Below are 16,465 nucleotides of genomic sequence, written 5' to 3' on the forward strand. Positions count from 1 at the left end.
GGATAAAATGATCGCCTAATTAATCGTGATACTGTTCTAAAAACTGATTGATCTGATTCGTCAGACCGAAAGATTCTGTTTCCAATAAATTGATTTCAGCCTCTATTTCGGTGGTCGTTGGTGATAAGGTTAGCTTTTGGTACACCTGAATGTCCAGTTCCAAAACAGCTAATTGCAGGGCTAATAGATGCTTCCCTTCGTTCGTATGGAGTTTCAGTTCGTTGAACGCATGTTTTAAACGTTCCAGTTCAGCAATTGATTTTTCACAGTCATTTTCATCCGCCTTGCCAAAGTTCGGATAGGTTTCACCCAATGTACGAAAAGCATCGAGGTATTCTTCCTCTGACATTTCATAAATATTCGAATAGAGCATATTGTACGCATCGATGGCGTCATAGGTATCCGCATCCATTAAGTCTTCGCGATAGTTTTCGACCAATTGGTTGATGTCCTGAGATTCAATTTGTAAAATTGACTCAATATCTTGTTTAATAAGATTGGCTAATTCCATGCTTTATGCTTAAATAAATCAAAGTCTCCCTCAGCCTACAAACGTGCTGGAAAAGAATTTCGTGAATATGGTATAGACAAAGATCCTATTTTATCGTAAAATTTCAATCCCTATAATCCGCTAATTTCTATGAAAACTAGATGAACATGATCGTTACATAGATTTTTTTAAATTATCTGTCTGATTTAAAGTATTATACATTTTATTTTTGCTTTTATGAGTAAAAAGTACTCAATATATTTTGAAGCGTTAAATTTAATCTTCATATTTGTTGAGTAAAAAATACTCAATAGTATACAGAAAAATTAGAAGTTATGATTGTATTAAATAAGCATCAGATAGTCACAGAGCAATTTCCAAATGGGGAGACAAAAGTGAAAGATTTTGATCAGTTGATCTTAAAGAACAATCTCATCGAATTTACTTATCAAGGGGATGGCGATTTGATCCGCTTGCTTTTTGTCAAAAAGCGATTGGACGAGGTTCCCTGCGAATCTTGCCGTCTACTGATTCGTTATATGCCTTATAGCCGTATGGATCGTAAGATTGAAGGCGATTTGTTTACCTTACAGTATGTGGCAGACTTTATAAATAGTTTACAATTTGATACGGTATCTGTTGTCGAGCCACATTCCAATGTGACGTTGGAGTTACTGGCGAACAGTGTGGGAATTTATCCGGCACTGGACTGGTTGCCACAATTAATGGAAAAACTTGATTTTTCAGATCAAGATCGGATTGTTTTTCCGGATAAGGGAGCCGCGGCACGATATATCAACAGTGGCTATGAAAATAGCTGCATTTTTGAGAAGAAGCGAAACCCTCAAACAGGCCGAATTGAAGGGATGGAGCTCAAGGCTGGGGATATTCCTCCAGGCGCAAAATGCATTATTGTCGATGACTTGTGTTCTGCAGGTGGAACCTTTCTTTGGGCAGGGAAAATTTTGAAAGAAATGGGAGCCAGTGCAGTCTATCTTTTGGTCACACATTGTGAACCTCGCATTTTTAAAGGCGCATTGCTGGATGATGATTCACCGATAGCCTGTGTCTTTACCACCAACTCAATGATGGATACGGTCCATCCTAAAATAAATTATATCAACTTAACAAATGAGCACCATGTTTAAATCGATGAACAAAAACCCAATCCTTTGGACAGATGGTTACAAATTATGTCATAGGGATCAATATCCGGATCATACACAATGGGTATACGAAACCTGGACTCCACGCATGTCACGCCTAGATGGTATCAATCATGTTGTTTTCTTTGGACTTCAAGGGGCGCTAGCCGAAATCACCAATTCATTTGACGAGAACTTTTTTGCACAGCCGGAAGAAGAAGTTGTTGCTGTGTATGAGGAAGCAATAGCAGCTGTTTTTGAAAATACAAACGCAAAGTTCGCATCGATGCATGAATCAAAGCATGTCCGCGATCTGCATCGATTGGGTTATCTCCCAATCAAAGTAAAAGCTTTGCCCGAAGGTAGTCTAGTGCCTATCGGTGTGCCGATGTTTACGATTGAAAATACGCATCCGGATTTTTTCTGGCTGCCAGGATATCTGGAGACACAGCTATCTGCTTATATCTGGTCACCGATGACTGCGGCGACCATAGCGGATCAATATAAAAGAGTATTAATGGGCTTTGCGGAGAAAACGGGCGACGTCAATAAAGTTTTCACGCAAGCCGGAGATTTTTCCATGCGCGGTATGGGTTCTCCCGAAACAGCTTATCGTACAGCAGGTGGGCATTTGTTAAGCTTTGGTGTTTCGGCAACACTCTCTGTCAGGGAGTATCTGAAATCCTACTACCATGCAAAAAGTGATGTGATGATGTATACCCCATCTACGGAGCACAGTGTAATGTGTTCCTATGGCGCAAATGAAGTGGAAGCTTTCCGGCATCTCATCACGAATGTATACCCAAGTGGAAATGTCTCCATTGTATCGGACACTTATGACCTGTGGCATGTAGTCGATCATGTTTTGCCTCAGTTGAAGAATCTTATTATGGCAAGAGAAGGTAAAGTCGTCATCCGTCCCGATAGTGGCGATCCGGTTAAAATTATCTGTGGGGATGCAGAATCTGATAGCAGTACTGTTCGGAAAGGTATTGTCGAACGTCTATATGAACTTTTTGGGGGCACGACCAACAGCAAGGGATTTAAGGAGCTGGATTCACATATCGGCGTGGTGTATGGCGATTCCATTACGGTGGATAGGGCCAATAAAATCTGTCAAGGTCTGCTTGATAAGGGGTTTGCTTCCACCAATGCCATATTGGGAATAGGCTCTTACACCTATCAATATGTCACACGCGATACTTTTGGTTTTGCCTTAAAAGGAACTGCCGAAATTGTCAATGGAGAATTTAAAGCAATTCAGAAGCGCCCCGCTACAGATACTGGAAACTTTAAAAAATCGCAAAAAGGTATGGTGGCTGTCGTGTTCGAAAATGATGAGTATCGTTTAATAGACGACCTGAATCCACAAACTGTAGCTGAATTAGAAAATAGAAACATGCTGCAAGACTTCTATTTAAATGGTGAATTTATTCACACGTCTAGCTTTGATGAAATAAGAAATAGATTAAAAACCGAAACAATTCGAGTATATGGAAAATAGCGTAAAAAAACCGTTTTTCATCCAGGATGAAAACGTAGCAAAGTATGCACAATTAATGGCATCTTGGATTGCTCAGCAAGTGAAGTCGGCCGGCCGTAAAGGACTTGTATTGGGAATGAGCGGTGGTATCGACTGCAGTGTTGTGGCTTGTTTATGCCGCATTGCACAAGTAGATGTACACTTGGTTATGATGCCGTATGGCAGCGATATGAATACTAGTAAAAGTCATCAGCATGCGATGGAGCTTATTCAGAAGTTTGATTTTCCCTATCATGTGTATGATATTCAACCCGCGGTTGACGCCCTGATGATCCAGCACGAGGAGTTTATAACGGAAGCCACAGCAGCAAACAGAGCCTTGAGTCTGGCCAATATCCGTCCACGTGTGCGAATGACCTATTTGTATCAATTTGCGCAGCTGGGTAGCAGATTTGTCATCGGCACAGGTAATATGGCCGAAGCTACCGTAGGTTATTTTACAAAATGGGGCGACGGCGCCTACGATCTGAATCCCTTGGCGATGGTTACCAAACAGGAAGTGTATACCTTGGCAAAATACCTGGGCGTACCCGAATCTATTCAGTATAAAAGTCCGTCTGCCGGCCTTTGGGAAGGACAGACGGATGAAGATGAACTGGGAATGACTTATGCGCAAATCGATGAGTTTATTTTGAAAGGTACATCGGGTGACCTTGTAATAGACGAAGTTATTCGTAAGCGTATTGCGCAATCTGCACATAAATTTGCTGCCATACCTACTTTTAAGGGGTAGTTTTAACTGCTTAAATAAACTAGCGCATGCGCTCAACTGGCGCAGATTGCGAAGAAGACTAGTGTTTTAACGCAATAAATATTGATTTAAAGAAAATGAATAGCATGAAAACATCATTTGATCAGATTGTCGATGTGCAAGATATTGCCAGCGGCAAAAGTGATAAAATACCGGCAATGCTGGCCTTGGCAAAAGAGGAAAAGGTCGAGCCGGCAGCCCTGGACGCGAAACGATCCCTGCTTTTGGCAATAGATGTTCAGAACGACTTTATGGAATCTATTGGGAGCCTTGCCGTCAAGGGGTCTAAAGGAGATGTTCAGCGCCTAACACACTGGATGTACCGCAATTTGGGTTCCCTTACACAAGTGATGTGCAGTCTTGATTGTCATTCGATGATGCAGATTTTCCATGCCGACTGGTGGGTGGATGCGGCGGGAAATCATCCGGAGCCATTTACCATCATTCGCTATGCGGATGTCCGCGATGGTCTCTGGCGCCTTGCCAATGGCCATAAAGCCTTAGCACTCGATTATCTCCAGCAGCTGGAATCTGCAGGTAAAAAACAATTGTGCATCTGGCCATACCACTGTTTGGAGGGAACCTGGGGTGCGCAGCTTGAGAGTCAATTTACGAATATGCTCTATTTCCATAGTGCGGTGCGCAAGGTAAAACCGATCTTGGTTTACAAAGGACAGGATCCGTACACGGAGATGTATGGTATTATTAAAGCCGAATACGATGACAATAAATTCGTAAACCATGCTGTTCTTGAAGCAATATGCGCATACGATGCCATTTATATTGCAGGGGAGGCATCAAGCCACTGCGTATTGGCTTCGGCACTGCAGATTTTGGAATATTTTGAACATGATCGGTCAATTACCTCCCGTATTACTTTATTGATAGACTGCATGTCGCCGATTGCCGGATTCGAAGAGCAAACGCTACTGCAGTTTGATTCACTTAAAGAAAAATACGGGATACAGCTCAAACTGTCAACAGAAGTAAATTTGTAGCACATGGCAAGTTCAACAAAACAATATACCTACGCATATGCCAGACCGGCCGTCACGGTGGATTGTGTCATCTTTGGCTTTGATAAAAATCAGCTCAAGGTATTATTGACCAAACGGGCAATAGAACCTTTCTTGGGAAAATGGGCATTTCCTGGCGGTTTTATCCAGGAAGAAGAAACAGCCGAAGACTGTGCCCTTCGTAAGCTGTGGGAGGAGGCCGGTCTCCAAGATATTTTCCTTGAACAGCTATATACGTTTTCAGACTTAGCACGTGATCCGCGCGGAAGAGTGATCAGCATTGCTTATTATGCACTTGTAAAGCCTGAAGCGTATATGTTGAAAGCAGGTGTAGATATTGAAGCGGTCAAGTGGTTTGGTATTGATGAAAATATAGATCTCGCCTTTGATCATATGCAGATATTGAATACCGCCATCGAAAGACTCAAGGGGAAAATACGTTACCAGCCGATTGGTTTTGAACTTTTGCCCGAACAGTTTACTTTGCCCGATTTGCACAATTTGTATGAAACTGTTCTGCAGCGCTCAATCGACCGCGGGAATTTTCGAAAAAAAATACTCAGCATGGGGTTATTAATCGACCACAGCGATAAGCAAAAAGATCGGCGTGCAAGGGCCGCGAAAATCTACAGTTTTGACAGAATAAAATATAAAGAACTTACTGAATCGGGTTTTTATTTTGAAGTATAGGTTTTAACGAGCGGAGCAGGCGGTAAAGAAATTAGCTACTGCCTGCTTTTATTTCTGTTGGGTTCTTTCAAGATCTTATGCAAAGATTTGGGACATATTTATTGTAGTACGTTATTTTAAGGTAGCGTCTGTTAGGTAGCGTGACGTTTAGCTAGCCCTGAAAATCACCGCAATCGTGGACTTCGAACTGATCGATCAGCGCTTTCTGTGTGTAGTATTTTGCGATACGTTTGTTCTTTAGCAAAAGAGCATCCCCCTTTATTTTCAATTCGAAAATAGGTTCTTTCTCTACTCGCTTGAAGATAAATTCATTGTGCTGAGTTTTTAGGATTAAGACCCCCTCGCTGCTGGTATAGGTGAAATTCTTGATCTGGTGGATTTCATTGGAATCACAGACGTTGACGAGATGAAACTGTTCTTTACTGATTTTGATTTCTGCAAGATCACAGGCATAACATACTCCGGAGAATTCGATCCCATATTTTTTAAAACTATTTTTGCTTTCCGGCTGAAGAACGGTAATGGGATAGAGTTGCTTGAAAACCGTAAGGTCATCAGTGGATAGGGAGGTTTGGTCTTTAAAAAGCAATGCCACGCAGGGCAGAACAATAATCTTTAGTATTAATTTCATTGTCGTTTCTTTTAGTAATGATTGTCGTTGATGATAAACATATGGATTGACATGTAGTTTTCATTATTCGATCTCGATACATTTTTTTTAGAGACCGAAAAAAAATCCCTGTTTTCCGCTAATCGAAAAAACTGATAAATGCAGTATTTTTACCACAGTTGCACGAGTCATAGGATGATTTAGATCAATGCGACAGAGACGAAAAAAAGAAAAATTAACACATGGCACATCGCATTTATATTTATAATGTAAATCTCAAGACCAAAGAAACATACCCTTTTTATCTGGCCGAATGGAATTACGAAATTCCCATCCTCATGCGGCCTTTATTATCGGCCAATATCCGGTCCAAAGGTAGCCAGCTTTTTGCAAATAAGAAAGATGGGATCGCGAAGCTTCGCTATTTTTATGCGTTGTTGGCCGATAGGTACCAATTGCATTATAAAAAAAAATATTATGAGCCTGTGAACCGAATGTTTGAATTTTTGGAAGCATTGCCTTTCGATACATTTCAGATCGATGGACGGGATGTATTTAGCATGAACGCGGAGAAAGATACCCTGCAGGCCAAAGCATGGGCCGATGAAATCAGCATGCAAGCCTTATTGTATGAACAAGCTGTCGATGAACAATCCTTAGATCCGTTGGGCGCGCTGGTGGAAACTTCTGGCTATTCTTCTTTTTTGGATGCTCTTCAAACCGATTGGATTGATTACGGATTGGGATTATGGTCGGAAGAGCTCTTGCGGGACAAAGGAGCTGAGGTTTTCGAAGCAGGTGGAAAGAAAGGATTAAAAAATGCGAATGGTAATCTCCTGATTCCGGCAATATATGATGAAATATTCGAATTCAATGAAGAGGGTATCGCTGTAGTTGAAGCAAATGGACGATTCGGCTATATCGATTCAAGCGGCGCAGAATTGATATCTTGTCAATATAGCGATGCTTTTGATGCCAGGTATATCAACGGAAATAACTACGCAGAAGTGGAAGTGGCAGGAAAACGCGGAGTACTACATATTGATAGCAGACAGCTGAGTGTACCTGCCTTATACGATGAGCTTGACTGGATCGCATATGGTTTTTTAAATGCGAGGGAAGGGGAGGGCAACATTCTCCTTTCGCTTGAAGGAGAATTCATTATTTCAGATCCTGCGGCCGAACCTTTTATGTATGACTATAACAAGCTGTTCTATAGTCGACAAAAAGGAACGATAAAAAGGAAATATTATCTCATGGACGGTCAGTACTTGGGGACTTTTTTGGAAGGTAGCCTCCAGCCGTTAGCAAATCGATATTTTTGGATTAAACCCAATAAGCTACAACAAAAAATCACTGTCATTCAACCCAATGGTAATACCTTGGATGAAGGAATCGACCGGATTATGGTGTTAGAAGGCTACCGAAGTATCGCCTATCTCAAGACGAAGAAATGGCAGATTTATTCGCTTGAACAAGAGATATTCCGACTGGAGGATAGTCTGATAGAAAATGTCGCAGTAGATACTATACAGCAGTACCGTAAAGATATTTTTGTCGTACGCTGCTCCCACACACAGGGGATTTATGATGCGCATCGCGGAGAGTGGTTACTTGAACCTGCCGATGTCTATCAGAAAATCGAACATTGCTTTTTGGATTTTATGCGCATACACTGCCCTCAGGGAATGTGCTATTTCGATACGAAGCTTAAGTTTTGTAGTGAGCTTTATGATTATATCTGTTCGCCTTTTCACTATCCAGCGCCTATGGCTATCTCAGGCGAACTCCTGTTGCTTTTTAAGGGAGAGAGGCTGTTTTATCTTGACTTAAGCCGAAATGTGATAGAAATACCTGAGACGGCATTCGAATATTTATATACTGAGCGCTATCAGCTACAGGGACGCGATCAAAGCTATTTTGTACAGTTTCATCAAGCCTGGATGAAACGTAAGGGGGGATGGATATGAACAGTATTTCGATAAGGAATAATGACAAATATCGCTATCATACAGGGAAGAAAAACGTATTTAATAAATTAGTTAAACATAATAAGTAACATCATGTTATCATCAGCAAATATAGATTTCAGCGGCATTCTAATCGATTTGATCACGATTGTTTTTTGTGGATTTGGAACAGTTTATACGCTAGGGGTGGGTATTATTCATATTGTGAAGAAGAAAACACGAACCGTAGGGTATTATTTGCTGTCGTTTCTACTTTCAGGCCTTATTGGGGTTGCTATTGCAGGATTAATGGCCTTTTTATGGGTATTGTCACTTTAATAAAGCGTGATGTTGTCGTTGGCTTTATTGCAATAATCTTTTATCAGTGAAATGATCATTGCGACAAAGCCAACGCTATTAATAGTTTTTGGCATTGGCAATGTGCATGAGGTGATGGTTGCAATGCCAGGCATATAAACCAATGTTTACCTTTAAAGAGATCAACCTTTTGGTGGCTGGATGAATAAATCCTCTTTCTAGCTGTTCATTGGTTAGGCTTTTGAGCAGAATCCCCCAACGTTCATGTAGGCCTTCAAGCAATTTTACCGAACTTTCGATGGGAATTATCTTGGCATCTGGAAGGTCGGCCCACAATTTTTCTTCATATAATTTGATGGTAGGGTCTTCTTCTGTCAAGGCCAATTTGAATCGGATGAAGCTGTTCATATGGCTGTCAGCACAGTGATGAACAACCTGACGAATGGTCCACCCATCGGGGCGGTAGCGTTTCTCCAGCATATCGTCCGTTAGATCCCCGACCTCGGACTTTAATCTAGTTGGAAAATCTGTAATTGTTTTAATCCAGTCATTCAATAGTGTGTTGTCGATAGCATCTGGTATGGCGAAGCGACCGATAGGATATCTAAGTTTTTCTAATTCATGTTGCATAGTCTAAAATTAATTAAAATAAACGCAAGATTCCTAATACTTATAGCGATGGTTTAGTAAATATTTTCTGGTATTTGTACTTATGCTCGTGCAATTTGGATGCGATAAAGAATTGTGGTAATTTCGGCAAAATTGATCAGGACATGGAAGTTCCATTCGGTTGGTGGGCGATTGACCATGCAATAAAAAGCAAAAAATGAAAAGTCTAAAAGAATTGATAGATACAGGTAATACTGGATGGAAGCTCGTGCAGCGTTGGATGAAGGAAGCGACAAATTCATATGAAGTGCTTACCCGCGATCCAAAGAGAGCTGATGAAGAACTTTTGCGGGCACAGATCACCACGAAATCTCCCATGGGAGCCATTATCCACCAGACTGGTGGCATTTTAATCGATGGAGGCTGGCTACGAATTTTAGGTTCAGGTTCGCCAAAGCTCAACCGCGGAATTATGGAGTGGAATAAAGGGAAAAGTTTTGTTAAGGAAGGTGAAAAGGGTGGTTTTCTACTCATTGCTGATGACGTTTTGGGTGGCTACTTTGCGATCAATGCAGGGGCTCTAGGCGATGCTATTGGACAGGTTTACTATTTTGCGCAAGATACTTTAGAATGGGAGAGCTTGGAATGTGGCTATTCGGATTTTATCTTTTGGGCATTAAAAGGGGATGTCGCAAAGTTTTATGAAACGTTCAAATGGAAAGGCTGGAATGACGATGTGAAATCCCTAAATGGTAATCAGGTATTTTCGTTTTACCCGTTTCTATGGACGGACGAAGTGCGGGACTTTCGAAAAGTAGACCGTAAGTCTGTGGCTATTGACGAGAACTACCACTTTACCATGGAATTTGCAGGCGGACGTTAATCAGTTATTTTGAGAGTAGCCAAAATTGAGCCGTTTAATACCAGTGCGGTAACAATTCGAAAGCAGTCGAAAATCATATTGCATTTGCAGAATACCGCTAAACTTTAATTAGTCGATAAAACAAACCTTATGTTTTATCGACTAAAAAATCAGATGGAGTAACAGCAATCCTATACAGATTTATTTTGAAGGCTAAAGCTCACTTCGTTCAGTCTAACAATTTGTATTTGGATTCCCTCAGCGAGTGCAAGTTGGGTTGCCGCTTCCTTTCCTAATTTAAGTATGTGAAAGCCTCTGCCCCGATAGGTAAAATTACATTCATACTCACCAGCATTGATCATAATCCTTAATTTTTGAGATTTGGTTGGAAACAAAGGTTTAAATTCCTTTGTGATCCGGATCTGTGTCTTTTTAACATCATCCGCAGTGATCTTATTGCCTTCCGAAGGGAATAGCATACTGCTAGGCAAATCCCCTGATGTTGGAGCAGTCTCTTCTATTTTCTGTTCCGGCGCCGCAGGGCTTTGCACAATCTCTTTTGGCGTTATTTCAGCAAGTACTTTATCCTGCCGTCTCCCGGGCCTTCCTTTTTTTCTACCGTTTTGATTTGCTGGTTTGTCTGTATGTTCCGTTGTAGTTGTACTGTTCGAAACTATTTTTGGTTCACTATCTAGCGGCGGTGTAGGGATTACAGCGGACAAAGGACGCTTAATGATGTTGCGGATATAATAGTGTTTGATACGCGATTTGTCCGTGTTCCTTTCCTCAATTTCAAAATCTTCTTTATACGCTTTGAAAAGGTGGGACATCTTATCGTATCCGTAATTGCGCGCATCAAAGTCAGGCTTCCTTTTATTAAAAAGACTTCCAATCTCTCCCAGGAATGCCCAGCCATTTTCATCCGCTGTATCATCCACAGTGTCTTTCAAAAGTTCTAGGGTTTCCTCATCCAGTACTGCTATGCTCGTTACATTTTCAACAGGATTTGGTTTAGGCTGAGTTTGCTGCTTTTTCTTTACTACCGTTTCTTTCTTTTGATTTTTTTCAAATATTTCGACGTAAATGAATTTATCACAAGAGGCGATGAAAGGCTTAGGAGTCTTTTTTTCACCAATACCAATAACAAGCTTACCCGACTCCCGTAAACGTGTGGCTAAACGGGTGAAATCACTATCGCTTGAAACGATACAAAATCCGTCCACTCTGTCCGAATGCAGAATATCCATCGCGTCAATAATTAATGCCGAATCGGTCGAATTTTTGCCTTGTGTATAACTGTATTGTTGGATTGGAGTAATAGCATGGGTAAGAAGTTTGTCCTTCCATTTTTCAACGTAAGGATTGGTCCAGTCTCCGTAGATGCGTTTGATGGTTGGAATTCCATATCTTTTGACTTCATTCAAAATCTCTTCGATCTTTCGATAAGATACATTGTCCGCATCAATTAGTATTGCGATTTGCAAATCCCCATGTTCTGCCATATATTTCGATTATATTTCCACTATTTAAATTTGTTATTTATACATCTGAGTACTTTAGTCCCAATATATCCGCTAAAAATACAGTATTGTTGAAGAACTTCTCTCATTTTTTGAGAATTAATTTAAGCACTATTCTTCGAGAACAGGCAATCAGTAAATTTGTTTTGTAATGAGCGTTGTTGAAAAACGGTTGATGGACCTTAAAGGTAATAAAAAAAGGTTTTCAAACGGGGAGAATGAAAACCTTAAATAACCAATTATAAACCTAAATTATGATGATACAAAGATAGTGTAAATGTTACACCTCTGCAAATCTTATTTCATTTTTTTTTTAATTGCCTTTGATATTTGTAGCTAAAGAGCTACGGATAGGTCGTCTAACTTAGAGCTATCAATCCTTAAGCATATCAAATTCAATATATGTTGCATTATTCACATCATGAAAGATCCGTTGGGTAGCTTTCTGAAAATCAGCTTTGGTAGCGGTATATGGCGCTAAGAATACCTGTGGATTTCGTTCTGCTAGCGGAAACCAGGAGTTTTGTACCTGAACCATTATTCGATGTCCTTTTTTGAACGTATGTGCCACATCTGGCATTTCAAAATTCACCTTTTCGACCATTCCTGGCGTTAGTGCCTCTGCTTTTTCAAAACCATTTCGATATTTTCCGGCCATAATTTCTCCGCGAACCATCATTTGGTATCCGGCCATTGTTTTTCCTTGATAGCTCGGCGCATCATTCGGATAAACATCAATCAGTTTAACGACATAGTCTGCATCGGTACCCGTTGAGGAAACTTTAAGATGGTTTTTGACGGGACCAACAATCGTAATATCCTCAGTCAATGGCTCTGTTTGATATACCATTACGTCAGGACGGCTGGCTGCAAAGCGCTGGTCGTCGACCATATATTCCCGCGTTCGGTTTTGAATTAATCCACCCTGATGTGGGACGGGCTTATTGGGGTCAGTTACATATTCATCCCAGGAATCTGTACGCTGCACTTTGTCAAATGCCAGTTTTCCCTGAGGATGGAAGTAGAGTTTTTTTGTCTCCACATTTTTAGGAGGCCATTGTTCAAAGTGTTTCCATTCGTTGGTGCCCGATACAAAAATAGTAGCTTCTGAAGGAGTGAAATTCCCTTCACCTTTCAGGTAAAATTTGAAAAATGGTTGCTCAAATTGGTCCTGATACGTTATGCTGGTTTTTTTATCAAATTGAATATCTCCCAGAAAGTTTCCCTCTGATCGTACCCAACCGCCATGATACCAAGGCCCGGCAACCAAAATCGAATTGTTTTTTTTACTTTTATCTTCAATCGATTGATAGGTCTTAAATGTTCCATAGGCATCTTCAGCATCGAAAAAGCCCCCGACGACCATCACTGCTGGTTTCACTTCCTGTAAAGCATTGGTAATTACACGCGATTTCCAAAAATCGTCATAATCGGGATGTTTAAATAGGTTATTCCAGAATTGAACAGAATCCCCAAAATATTTTTCTTTAAGTTCTCGTGCTGTTCCAGCTTCTAAAAAGAAGTTGTATTTATCCGCTTCTTCAATCTGGATTTTGCTTTTAAATTGATCTGGCGTGATGGGCTTGGGGCGCGGGACGCCAAAGGTTGACATAAAGCTAAACGCATCCTGCAGAAACAAAACCCCGTTATGATGGAAGTCATCGCCGATATACCAATCTGTTACCGGAGCCTGGGGGGAGACTGCTTTTAAGCTTGGATGTGTTTTGACAAGCCCTACAGTAGAATAGAAGCCCGGGTAGGAGATCCCGTAAAGCCCCGCGTTACCATTGTAGTTTTTAAGATTCTTGCGCAACCATTCCAGTGCATCGTAGGTGTCTGTACTTTCATCGATTGCTTTTTTATCTTTGCTGTATGTAGTCGGACGTATATCCTCAAAATCACCTTCACTCATCCACTTACCGCGCACATCTTGATAGACGAAAATATAGCCGTCACGCATCATTGCCGGAAAGTTTCCTAGACTTTTCTTATATTCATTTCGCCCATAGGGAGAAACAGTGTAAGGCGTTCTGTTGAGCAAAACTGGATATTTCTTCGACTTATCTTTTGGACTATAGATCGCAGTAAACAATTTTTTACCATCTCTCATTGGTATTGTCACTTCAGTCTTTTCATAAAAATCTCTAACGTAAGCAGAGTCGGCAGCTGTTTGCGCATATAAGTGGCTGGCACATAAAAACGTTAAGGTGAGGTACGAAATCGTATTTTTCATTTAGATAATTATTTGTTCGGTACTTACTCGGTGTAACCTTATTTTACACTAGATTGTTTACTAATAATGCTGTAGAATTATTGCGGGTATTAGATTTTAAAACTAAAGGTAGTGCTAGTAACGCCATTTTCCAATTTTATTGTCATATTTGTGAGAAATAGAAAAGGAAAAATTGACCAGTTTTTTAGAAATAAAAACTTTTTTTGTTTTGAATTTGGATTAGTTTTCGAATGTTGATATATTGAGTAGGATTAGTAGGAGGTTATTTTTCGATTGACAGGTTTAGCCAAAATCATTAAATCTCAGTGAGATGGTGTAGTTTAATACGAATAGTAATTGTTTTTCAGGTTATTTATTTAGGTCTCAAGTCGCATTATTATCGATACTTTTCGCGATTTTTATAAATATAATGCCAAGTGGTATGAATTATGTTTTTTTAAGCTAATTTTAAGAATTATTTTATCATAATACATCAATTAAATAACAATTTAAGTATATAGAATTAATATGGGACAACAAGTGAAAGATGCCAATGGGAAATTGGGTATTCTTATTCCGGGATTAGGTGCTGTGGCTACAACATTGATCGCTGGTGTGGCATCTATAAACAAAGGTTTTTCAAAACCAATCGGATCTGTTTCTCAACTGAGCAGAATTCGTCTGGGTAAACGCACTGAGAACAGAAATCCATTAATCAAAGATTTCGTCCCTTTAGCAAAATTGGAAGATGTAGTTTTTGGCGGATGGGACGTATATGAAGATAACGTATACGAGGCTGCGTCAAAAGCACAGGTATTGGAGCAAGGTCAATTGGATGCTGTTAAAGCTGAATTGGAGGCTATCCAACCAATGAAGGCTGTGTTTGATCGTAATTTTGTTAAAAATTTAGATGGAACACACATCAAATCTGAAAAAACACGTCGTGAATTGGCAGATGCCGTACAACGTGATATTCGTGAATTTAAAGAGAAAAATGGATTGGACCGCGTCGTATTGGTATGGTGTGGCTCTACAGAACGTTATATAGAAACTAACGAAGCTTTTTCAACTTTAGCTAAACTGGAAGAGGCTTTGGATAATGACGATCAGCGCATTCCGCCAAGCATGATTTACTGTTATGCGGCTTTAAAAGAAGGTGCTCCTTATGTCAATGGTGCACCAAATTTAACGTGTGATGTGCCAGCAATCATTGAGCTAGCACACGAAAACGGGGTAGCTATTGCAGGTAAAGATTTTAAGACAGGTCAAACATTAATGAAAACGATCGTAGCACCGGGGCTTCAAGCAAGAGCTTTAGGTGTTGAAGGTTGGTTTTCGACCAATATCTTGGGTAACCGTGATGGATTGGTATTAGATGATCCGGAAAATTTCAAAACAAAAGAGGTCTCTAAATTATCGGTATTGGAAGAAATTTTAGATGCAAAAAAGAATCCGGAACTGTACGGTGACCTTTATCACAAAGTACGCATCAATTATTATCCTCCGCATGGTGATAATAAAGAATCTTGGGATAACATCGATATCTTCGGTTGGTTGGGTTACAAAATGCAGATTAAGATCAATTTCTTGTGCCGTGATTCAATTTTAGCAGCTCCAGTTGCGTTGGATTTAGCACTTTTTATCGATCTGGCTCAACGTGCAGGTATGTCAGGTATTCAAGAGTGGTTGTCCTTCTACTTGAAATCGCCTCAAACGGCCCCAGGTTTACCTCCAGAACATGATATCTTCAAACAATTAATGAAATTGCAAAATACATTGCGTCACATTATGGGTGAAGATTTAATCACGCATTTGGGATTGGATTATTACCAAGAGCTAGTAGATAGCATTCAATAAGCGACCTTAATAAGATGGGGGAAACAATTGTTAAAGACAGTTTTTCCCCTTTTTCTTCAACACCATTGATGCGGTTGGAGACTTGATATAACCCTCTGTAGGCTTTTGTGTTTATCAACGCAGAGCGAATGACGGGGGTTTTGCTTTTTTTAATAAATGATTTTATTTTGCAATTAGAAGAGATGGAATTTGCTATTATAGCAGCGGGAGAAGGTTCTCGATTGCGAAAGGAGGGATTCAATTTACCGAAACCCTTGCTACCATTACATGGAGTTCCATTAATTGAACGATTGATTCGCATATTTGCCAAAGAAGGAGCACAAAAAGTTCATGTCATCATCAATAAACAATCTCCGGAATTGAAATTGTTTTTGGAAAAAACGACTTTTGCATTACCTATTGTGCTGCTCGAGGAAGATACTGAAAGTTCCTTACACAGTTTTGCTTTGCTTGTTAAAAACAATCCTAATTGGGCTTCCTGTTGTCTTACAACAACCGATACGGTTTTTAAGCCACATGAATTTCATGCTTACTTAGATGATTTTCATCAACATAAAAATGCAGATGCTTTTATGGCTGTTACCCCTTTTATTGATGATGAGAGCCCTTTGTATGTCAATACCAATCAACAACTTGAAGTGGAAGCTTTCTTAGATAGGTCAACACCCGAAACGAGGTATGTTTCTGGTGGAATTTATTGTTTCCGTAAGGCCGCCATGGATTGTGCATTAAGTTCCGTTGCTGCTGGAAATTCGAGAATGCGTAATTTTCAGCGTGCTTTACTGGAAAATAGTTTGAAAGTTGAAGCATTTGTGTTTGAAAAAGTCGTCGACATTGATCATCTAAGAGATCGAGAAGTCGCTGAACAATTTTTGAGTGAGGAAGTTAGTTAG

The 16,465-nt window shown here is 40.2% G+C and carries 15 protein-coding genes; 10 read left to right on the plus strand and 5 right to left on the minus strand.

Annotated elements, in window-relative coordinates:
* Positions 1 to 19 precede the first annotated feature (19 nt).
* On the minus strand, positions 20 to 511 hold the full coding sequence (locus VXM68_RS13095) for a hypothetical protein (protein ID WP_293955332.1): 492 nt from the start codon (positions 509 to 511) through the stop codon (positions 20 to 22).
* Between the two features lie 314 nt (positions 512 to 825).
* On the opposite strand from VXM68_RS13095, the gene VXM68_RS13100 reads away from it, so the two are divergent.
* From VXM68_RS13100 to VXM68_RS13120, 5 genes are all read left to right on the plus strand, one after another.
* On the plus strand, positions 826 to 1,638 hold the full coding sequence (locus VXM68_RS13100; RefSeq protein WP_293955330.1) for a hypothetical protein: 813 nt from the start codon (positions 826 to 828) through the stop codon (positions 1,636 to 1,638).
* 4 nt (positions 1,639 to 1,642) lie between these two features.
* A complete protein-coding gene (locus tag VXM68_RS13105; protein WP_293955328.1) occupies positions 1,643 to 3,139 on the plus strand; it encodes a nicotinate phosphoribosyltransferase in 1,497 nt (498 codons plus the stop codon).
* On the plus strand, positions 3,129 to 3,911 hold the full coding sequence (gene nadE, locus VXM68_RS13110; RefSeq protein ID WP_367208962.1) for an NAD(+) synthase: 783 nt from the start codon (positions 3,129 to 3,131) through the stop codon (positions 3,909 to 3,911). The genes VXM68_RS13105 and nadE overlap by 11 nt, the downstream gene beginning before the upstream one ends.
* 104 nt (positions 3,912 to 4,015) lie before the next feature.
* The gene (locus VXM68_RS13115) at positions 4,016 to 4,927 is read left to right on the plus strand and encodes a hypothetical protein (RefSeq protein WP_367208963.1); all 912 of its coding nucleotides are present in this window, start codon (positions 4,016 to 4,018) and stop codon (positions 4,925 to 4,927) included.
* A 3-nt stretch (positions 4,928 to 4,930) separates the two neighbouring features.
* Positions 4,931 to 5,635: an NUDIX domain-containing protein gene (locus VXM68_RS13120; protein WP_293955321.1), complete on the plus strand. Its 705-nt coding sequence runs from the start codon at positions 4,931 to 4,933 to the stop codon at positions 5,633 to 5,635.
* 151 nt (positions 5,636 to 5,786) lie between these two features.
* On the opposite strand, the gene VXM68_RS13125 is transcribed toward VXM68_RS13120, so the two are convergent.
* A complete protein-coding gene (locus VXM68_RS13125) occupies positions 5,787 to 6,266 on the minus strand; it encodes a hypothetical protein (RefSeq protein ID WP_293955320.1) in 480 nt (159 codons plus the stop codon).
* A 221-nt stretch (positions 6,267 to 6,487) separates the two neighbouring features.
* Here VXM68_RS13125 and VXM68_RS13130 point away from each other — a divergent pair, with 221 nt between their 5' ends.
* Positions 6,488 to 8,215, plus strand: coding sequence for a WG repeat-containing protein (locus tag VXM68_RS13130; protein ID WP_367208964.1), 1,728 nt, complete (start codon positions 6,488 to 6,490; stop codon positions 8,213 to 8,215).
* A 93-nt stretch (positions 8,216 to 8,308) separates the two neighbouring features.
* The gene (locus tag VXM68_RS13135) at positions 8,309 to 8,533 is read left to right on the plus strand and encodes a hypothetical protein (protein ID WP_293955316.1); all 225 of its coding nucleotides are present in this window, start codon (positions 8,309 to 8,311) and stop codon (positions 8,531 to 8,533) included.
* 78 nt (positions 8,534 to 8,611) lie between these two features.
* On the opposite strand, the gene VXM68_RS13140 is transcribed toward VXM68_RS13135, so the two are convergent.
* Positions 8,612 to 9,142 carry a YfiT family bacillithiol transferase gene (locus VXM68_RS13140; RefSeq protein ID WP_294184552.1) on the minus strand — a complete coding sequence of 177 codons (531 nt, stop codon included), beginning with the start codon at positions 9,140 to 9,142 and terminating at the stop codon, positions 8,612 to 8,614.
* Between the two features lie 196 nt (positions 9,143 to 9,338).
* Between VXM68_RS13140 and VXM68_RS13145 the strand changes: the two genes are divergently transcribed.
* Positions 9,339 to 10,004, plus strand: coding sequence for a DUF2625 domain-containing protein (locus tag VXM68_RS13145; RefSeq protein WP_367208965.1), 666 nt, complete (start codon positions 9,339 to 9,341; stop codon positions 10,002 to 10,004).
* A gap of 170 nt (positions 10,005 to 10,174) precedes the next feature.
* On the opposite strand, the gene VXM68_RS13150 is transcribed toward VXM68_RS13145, so the two are convergent.
* The gene (locus VXM68_RS13150; protein WP_294184547.1) at positions 10,175 to 11,485 is read right to left on the minus strand and encodes an NYN domain-containing protein; all 1,311 of its coding nucleotides are present in this window, start codon (positions 11,483 to 11,485) and stop codon (positions 10,175 to 10,177) included.
* 391 nt (positions 11,486 to 11,876) lie between these two features.
* Positions 11,877 to 13,736, minus strand: coding sequence for a CocE/NonD family hydrolase (locus VXM68_RS13155; protein ID WP_293955309.1), 1,860 nt, complete (start codon positions 13,734 to 13,736; stop codon positions 11,877 to 11,879).
* 507 nt (positions 13,737 to 14,243) lie between these two features.
* Here VXM68_RS13155 and VXM68_RS13160 point away from each other — a divergent pair.
* Together VXM68_RS13160 and VXM68_RS13165 are read left to right on the plus strand one after the other, a co-directional pair.
* Complete coding sequence (locus VXM68_RS13160; RefSeq protein ID WP_293955307.1) at positions 14,244 to 15,572, plus strand: inositol-3-phosphate synthase; 1,329 nt, start codon at positions 14,244 to 14,246, stop codon at positions 15,570 to 15,572.
* Positions 15,573 to 15,739: 167 nt separating this feature from the next.
* The gene (locus tag VXM68_RS13165; protein ID WP_294349164.1) at positions 15,740 to 16,465 is read left to right on the plus strand and encodes an NTP transferase domain-containing protein; all 726 of its coding nucleotides are present in this window, start codon (positions 15,740 to 15,742) and stop codon (positions 16,463 to 16,465) included.

Source organism: Sphingobacterium sp. R2, assembly GCF_040760075.1.
Lineage (GTDB): Bacteria > Bacteroidota > Bacteroidia > Sphingobacteriales > Sphingobacteriaceae > Sphingobacterium.

Coding starts and splice junctions, on each gene's coding strand:
- VXM68_RS13155 (WP_293955309.1), bottom strand. CDS start 13,736: ATGAAAAATACGATTTCGTACCTCACCTTAACGTTTTTATGTGCCAGC.
- nadE (WP_367208962.1), top strand. CDS start 3,129: ATGGAAAATAGCGTAAAAAAACCGTTTTTCATCCAGGATGAAAACGTA.
- VXM68_RS13095 (WP_293955332.1), bottom strand. CDS start 511: ATGGAATTAGCCAATCTTATTAAACAAGATATTGAGTCAATTTTACAA.
- VXM68_RS13135 (WP_293955316.1), top strand. CDS start 8,309: ATGTTATCATCAGCAAATATAGATTTCAGCGGCATTCTAATCGATTTG.
- VXM68_RS13140 (WP_294184552.1), bottom strand. CDS start 9,142: ATGCAACATGAATTAGAAAAACTTAGATATCCTATCGGTCGCTTCGCC.
- VXM68_RS13120 (WP_293955321.1), top strand. CDS start 4,931: ATGGCAAGTTCAACAAAACAATATACCTACGCATATGCCAGACCGGCC.
- VXM68_RS13160 (WP_293955307.1), top strand. CDS start 14,244: ATGGGACAACAAGTGAAAGATGCCAATGGGAAATTGGGTATTCTTATT.
- VXM68_RS13125 (WP_293955320.1), bottom strand. CDS start 6,266: ATGAAATTAATACTAAAGATTATTGTTCTGCCCTGCGTGGCATTGCTT.
- VXM68_RS13100 (WP_293955330.1), top strand. CDS start 826: ATGATTGTATTAAATAAGCATCAGATAGTCACAGAGCAATTTCCAAAT.
- VXM68_RS13115 (WP_367208963.1), top strand. CDS start 4,016: ATGAAAACATCATTTGATCAGATTGTCGATGTGCAAGATATTGCCAGC.
- VXM68_RS13150 (WP_294184547.1), bottom strand. CDS start 11,485: ATGGCAGAACATGGGGATTTGCAAATCGCAATACTAATTGATGCGGAC.
- VXM68_RS13130 (WP_367208964.1), top strand. CDS start 6,488: ATGGCACATCGCATTTATATTTATAATGTAAATCTCAAGACCAAAGAA.
- VXM68_RS13145 (WP_367208965.1), top strand. CDS start 9,339: ATGAAAAGTCTAAAAGAATTGATAGATACAGGTAATACTGGATGGAAG.
- VXM68_RS13105 (WP_293955328.1), top strand. CDS start 1,643: ATGAACAAAAACCCAATCCTTTGGACAGATGGTTACAAATTATGTCAT.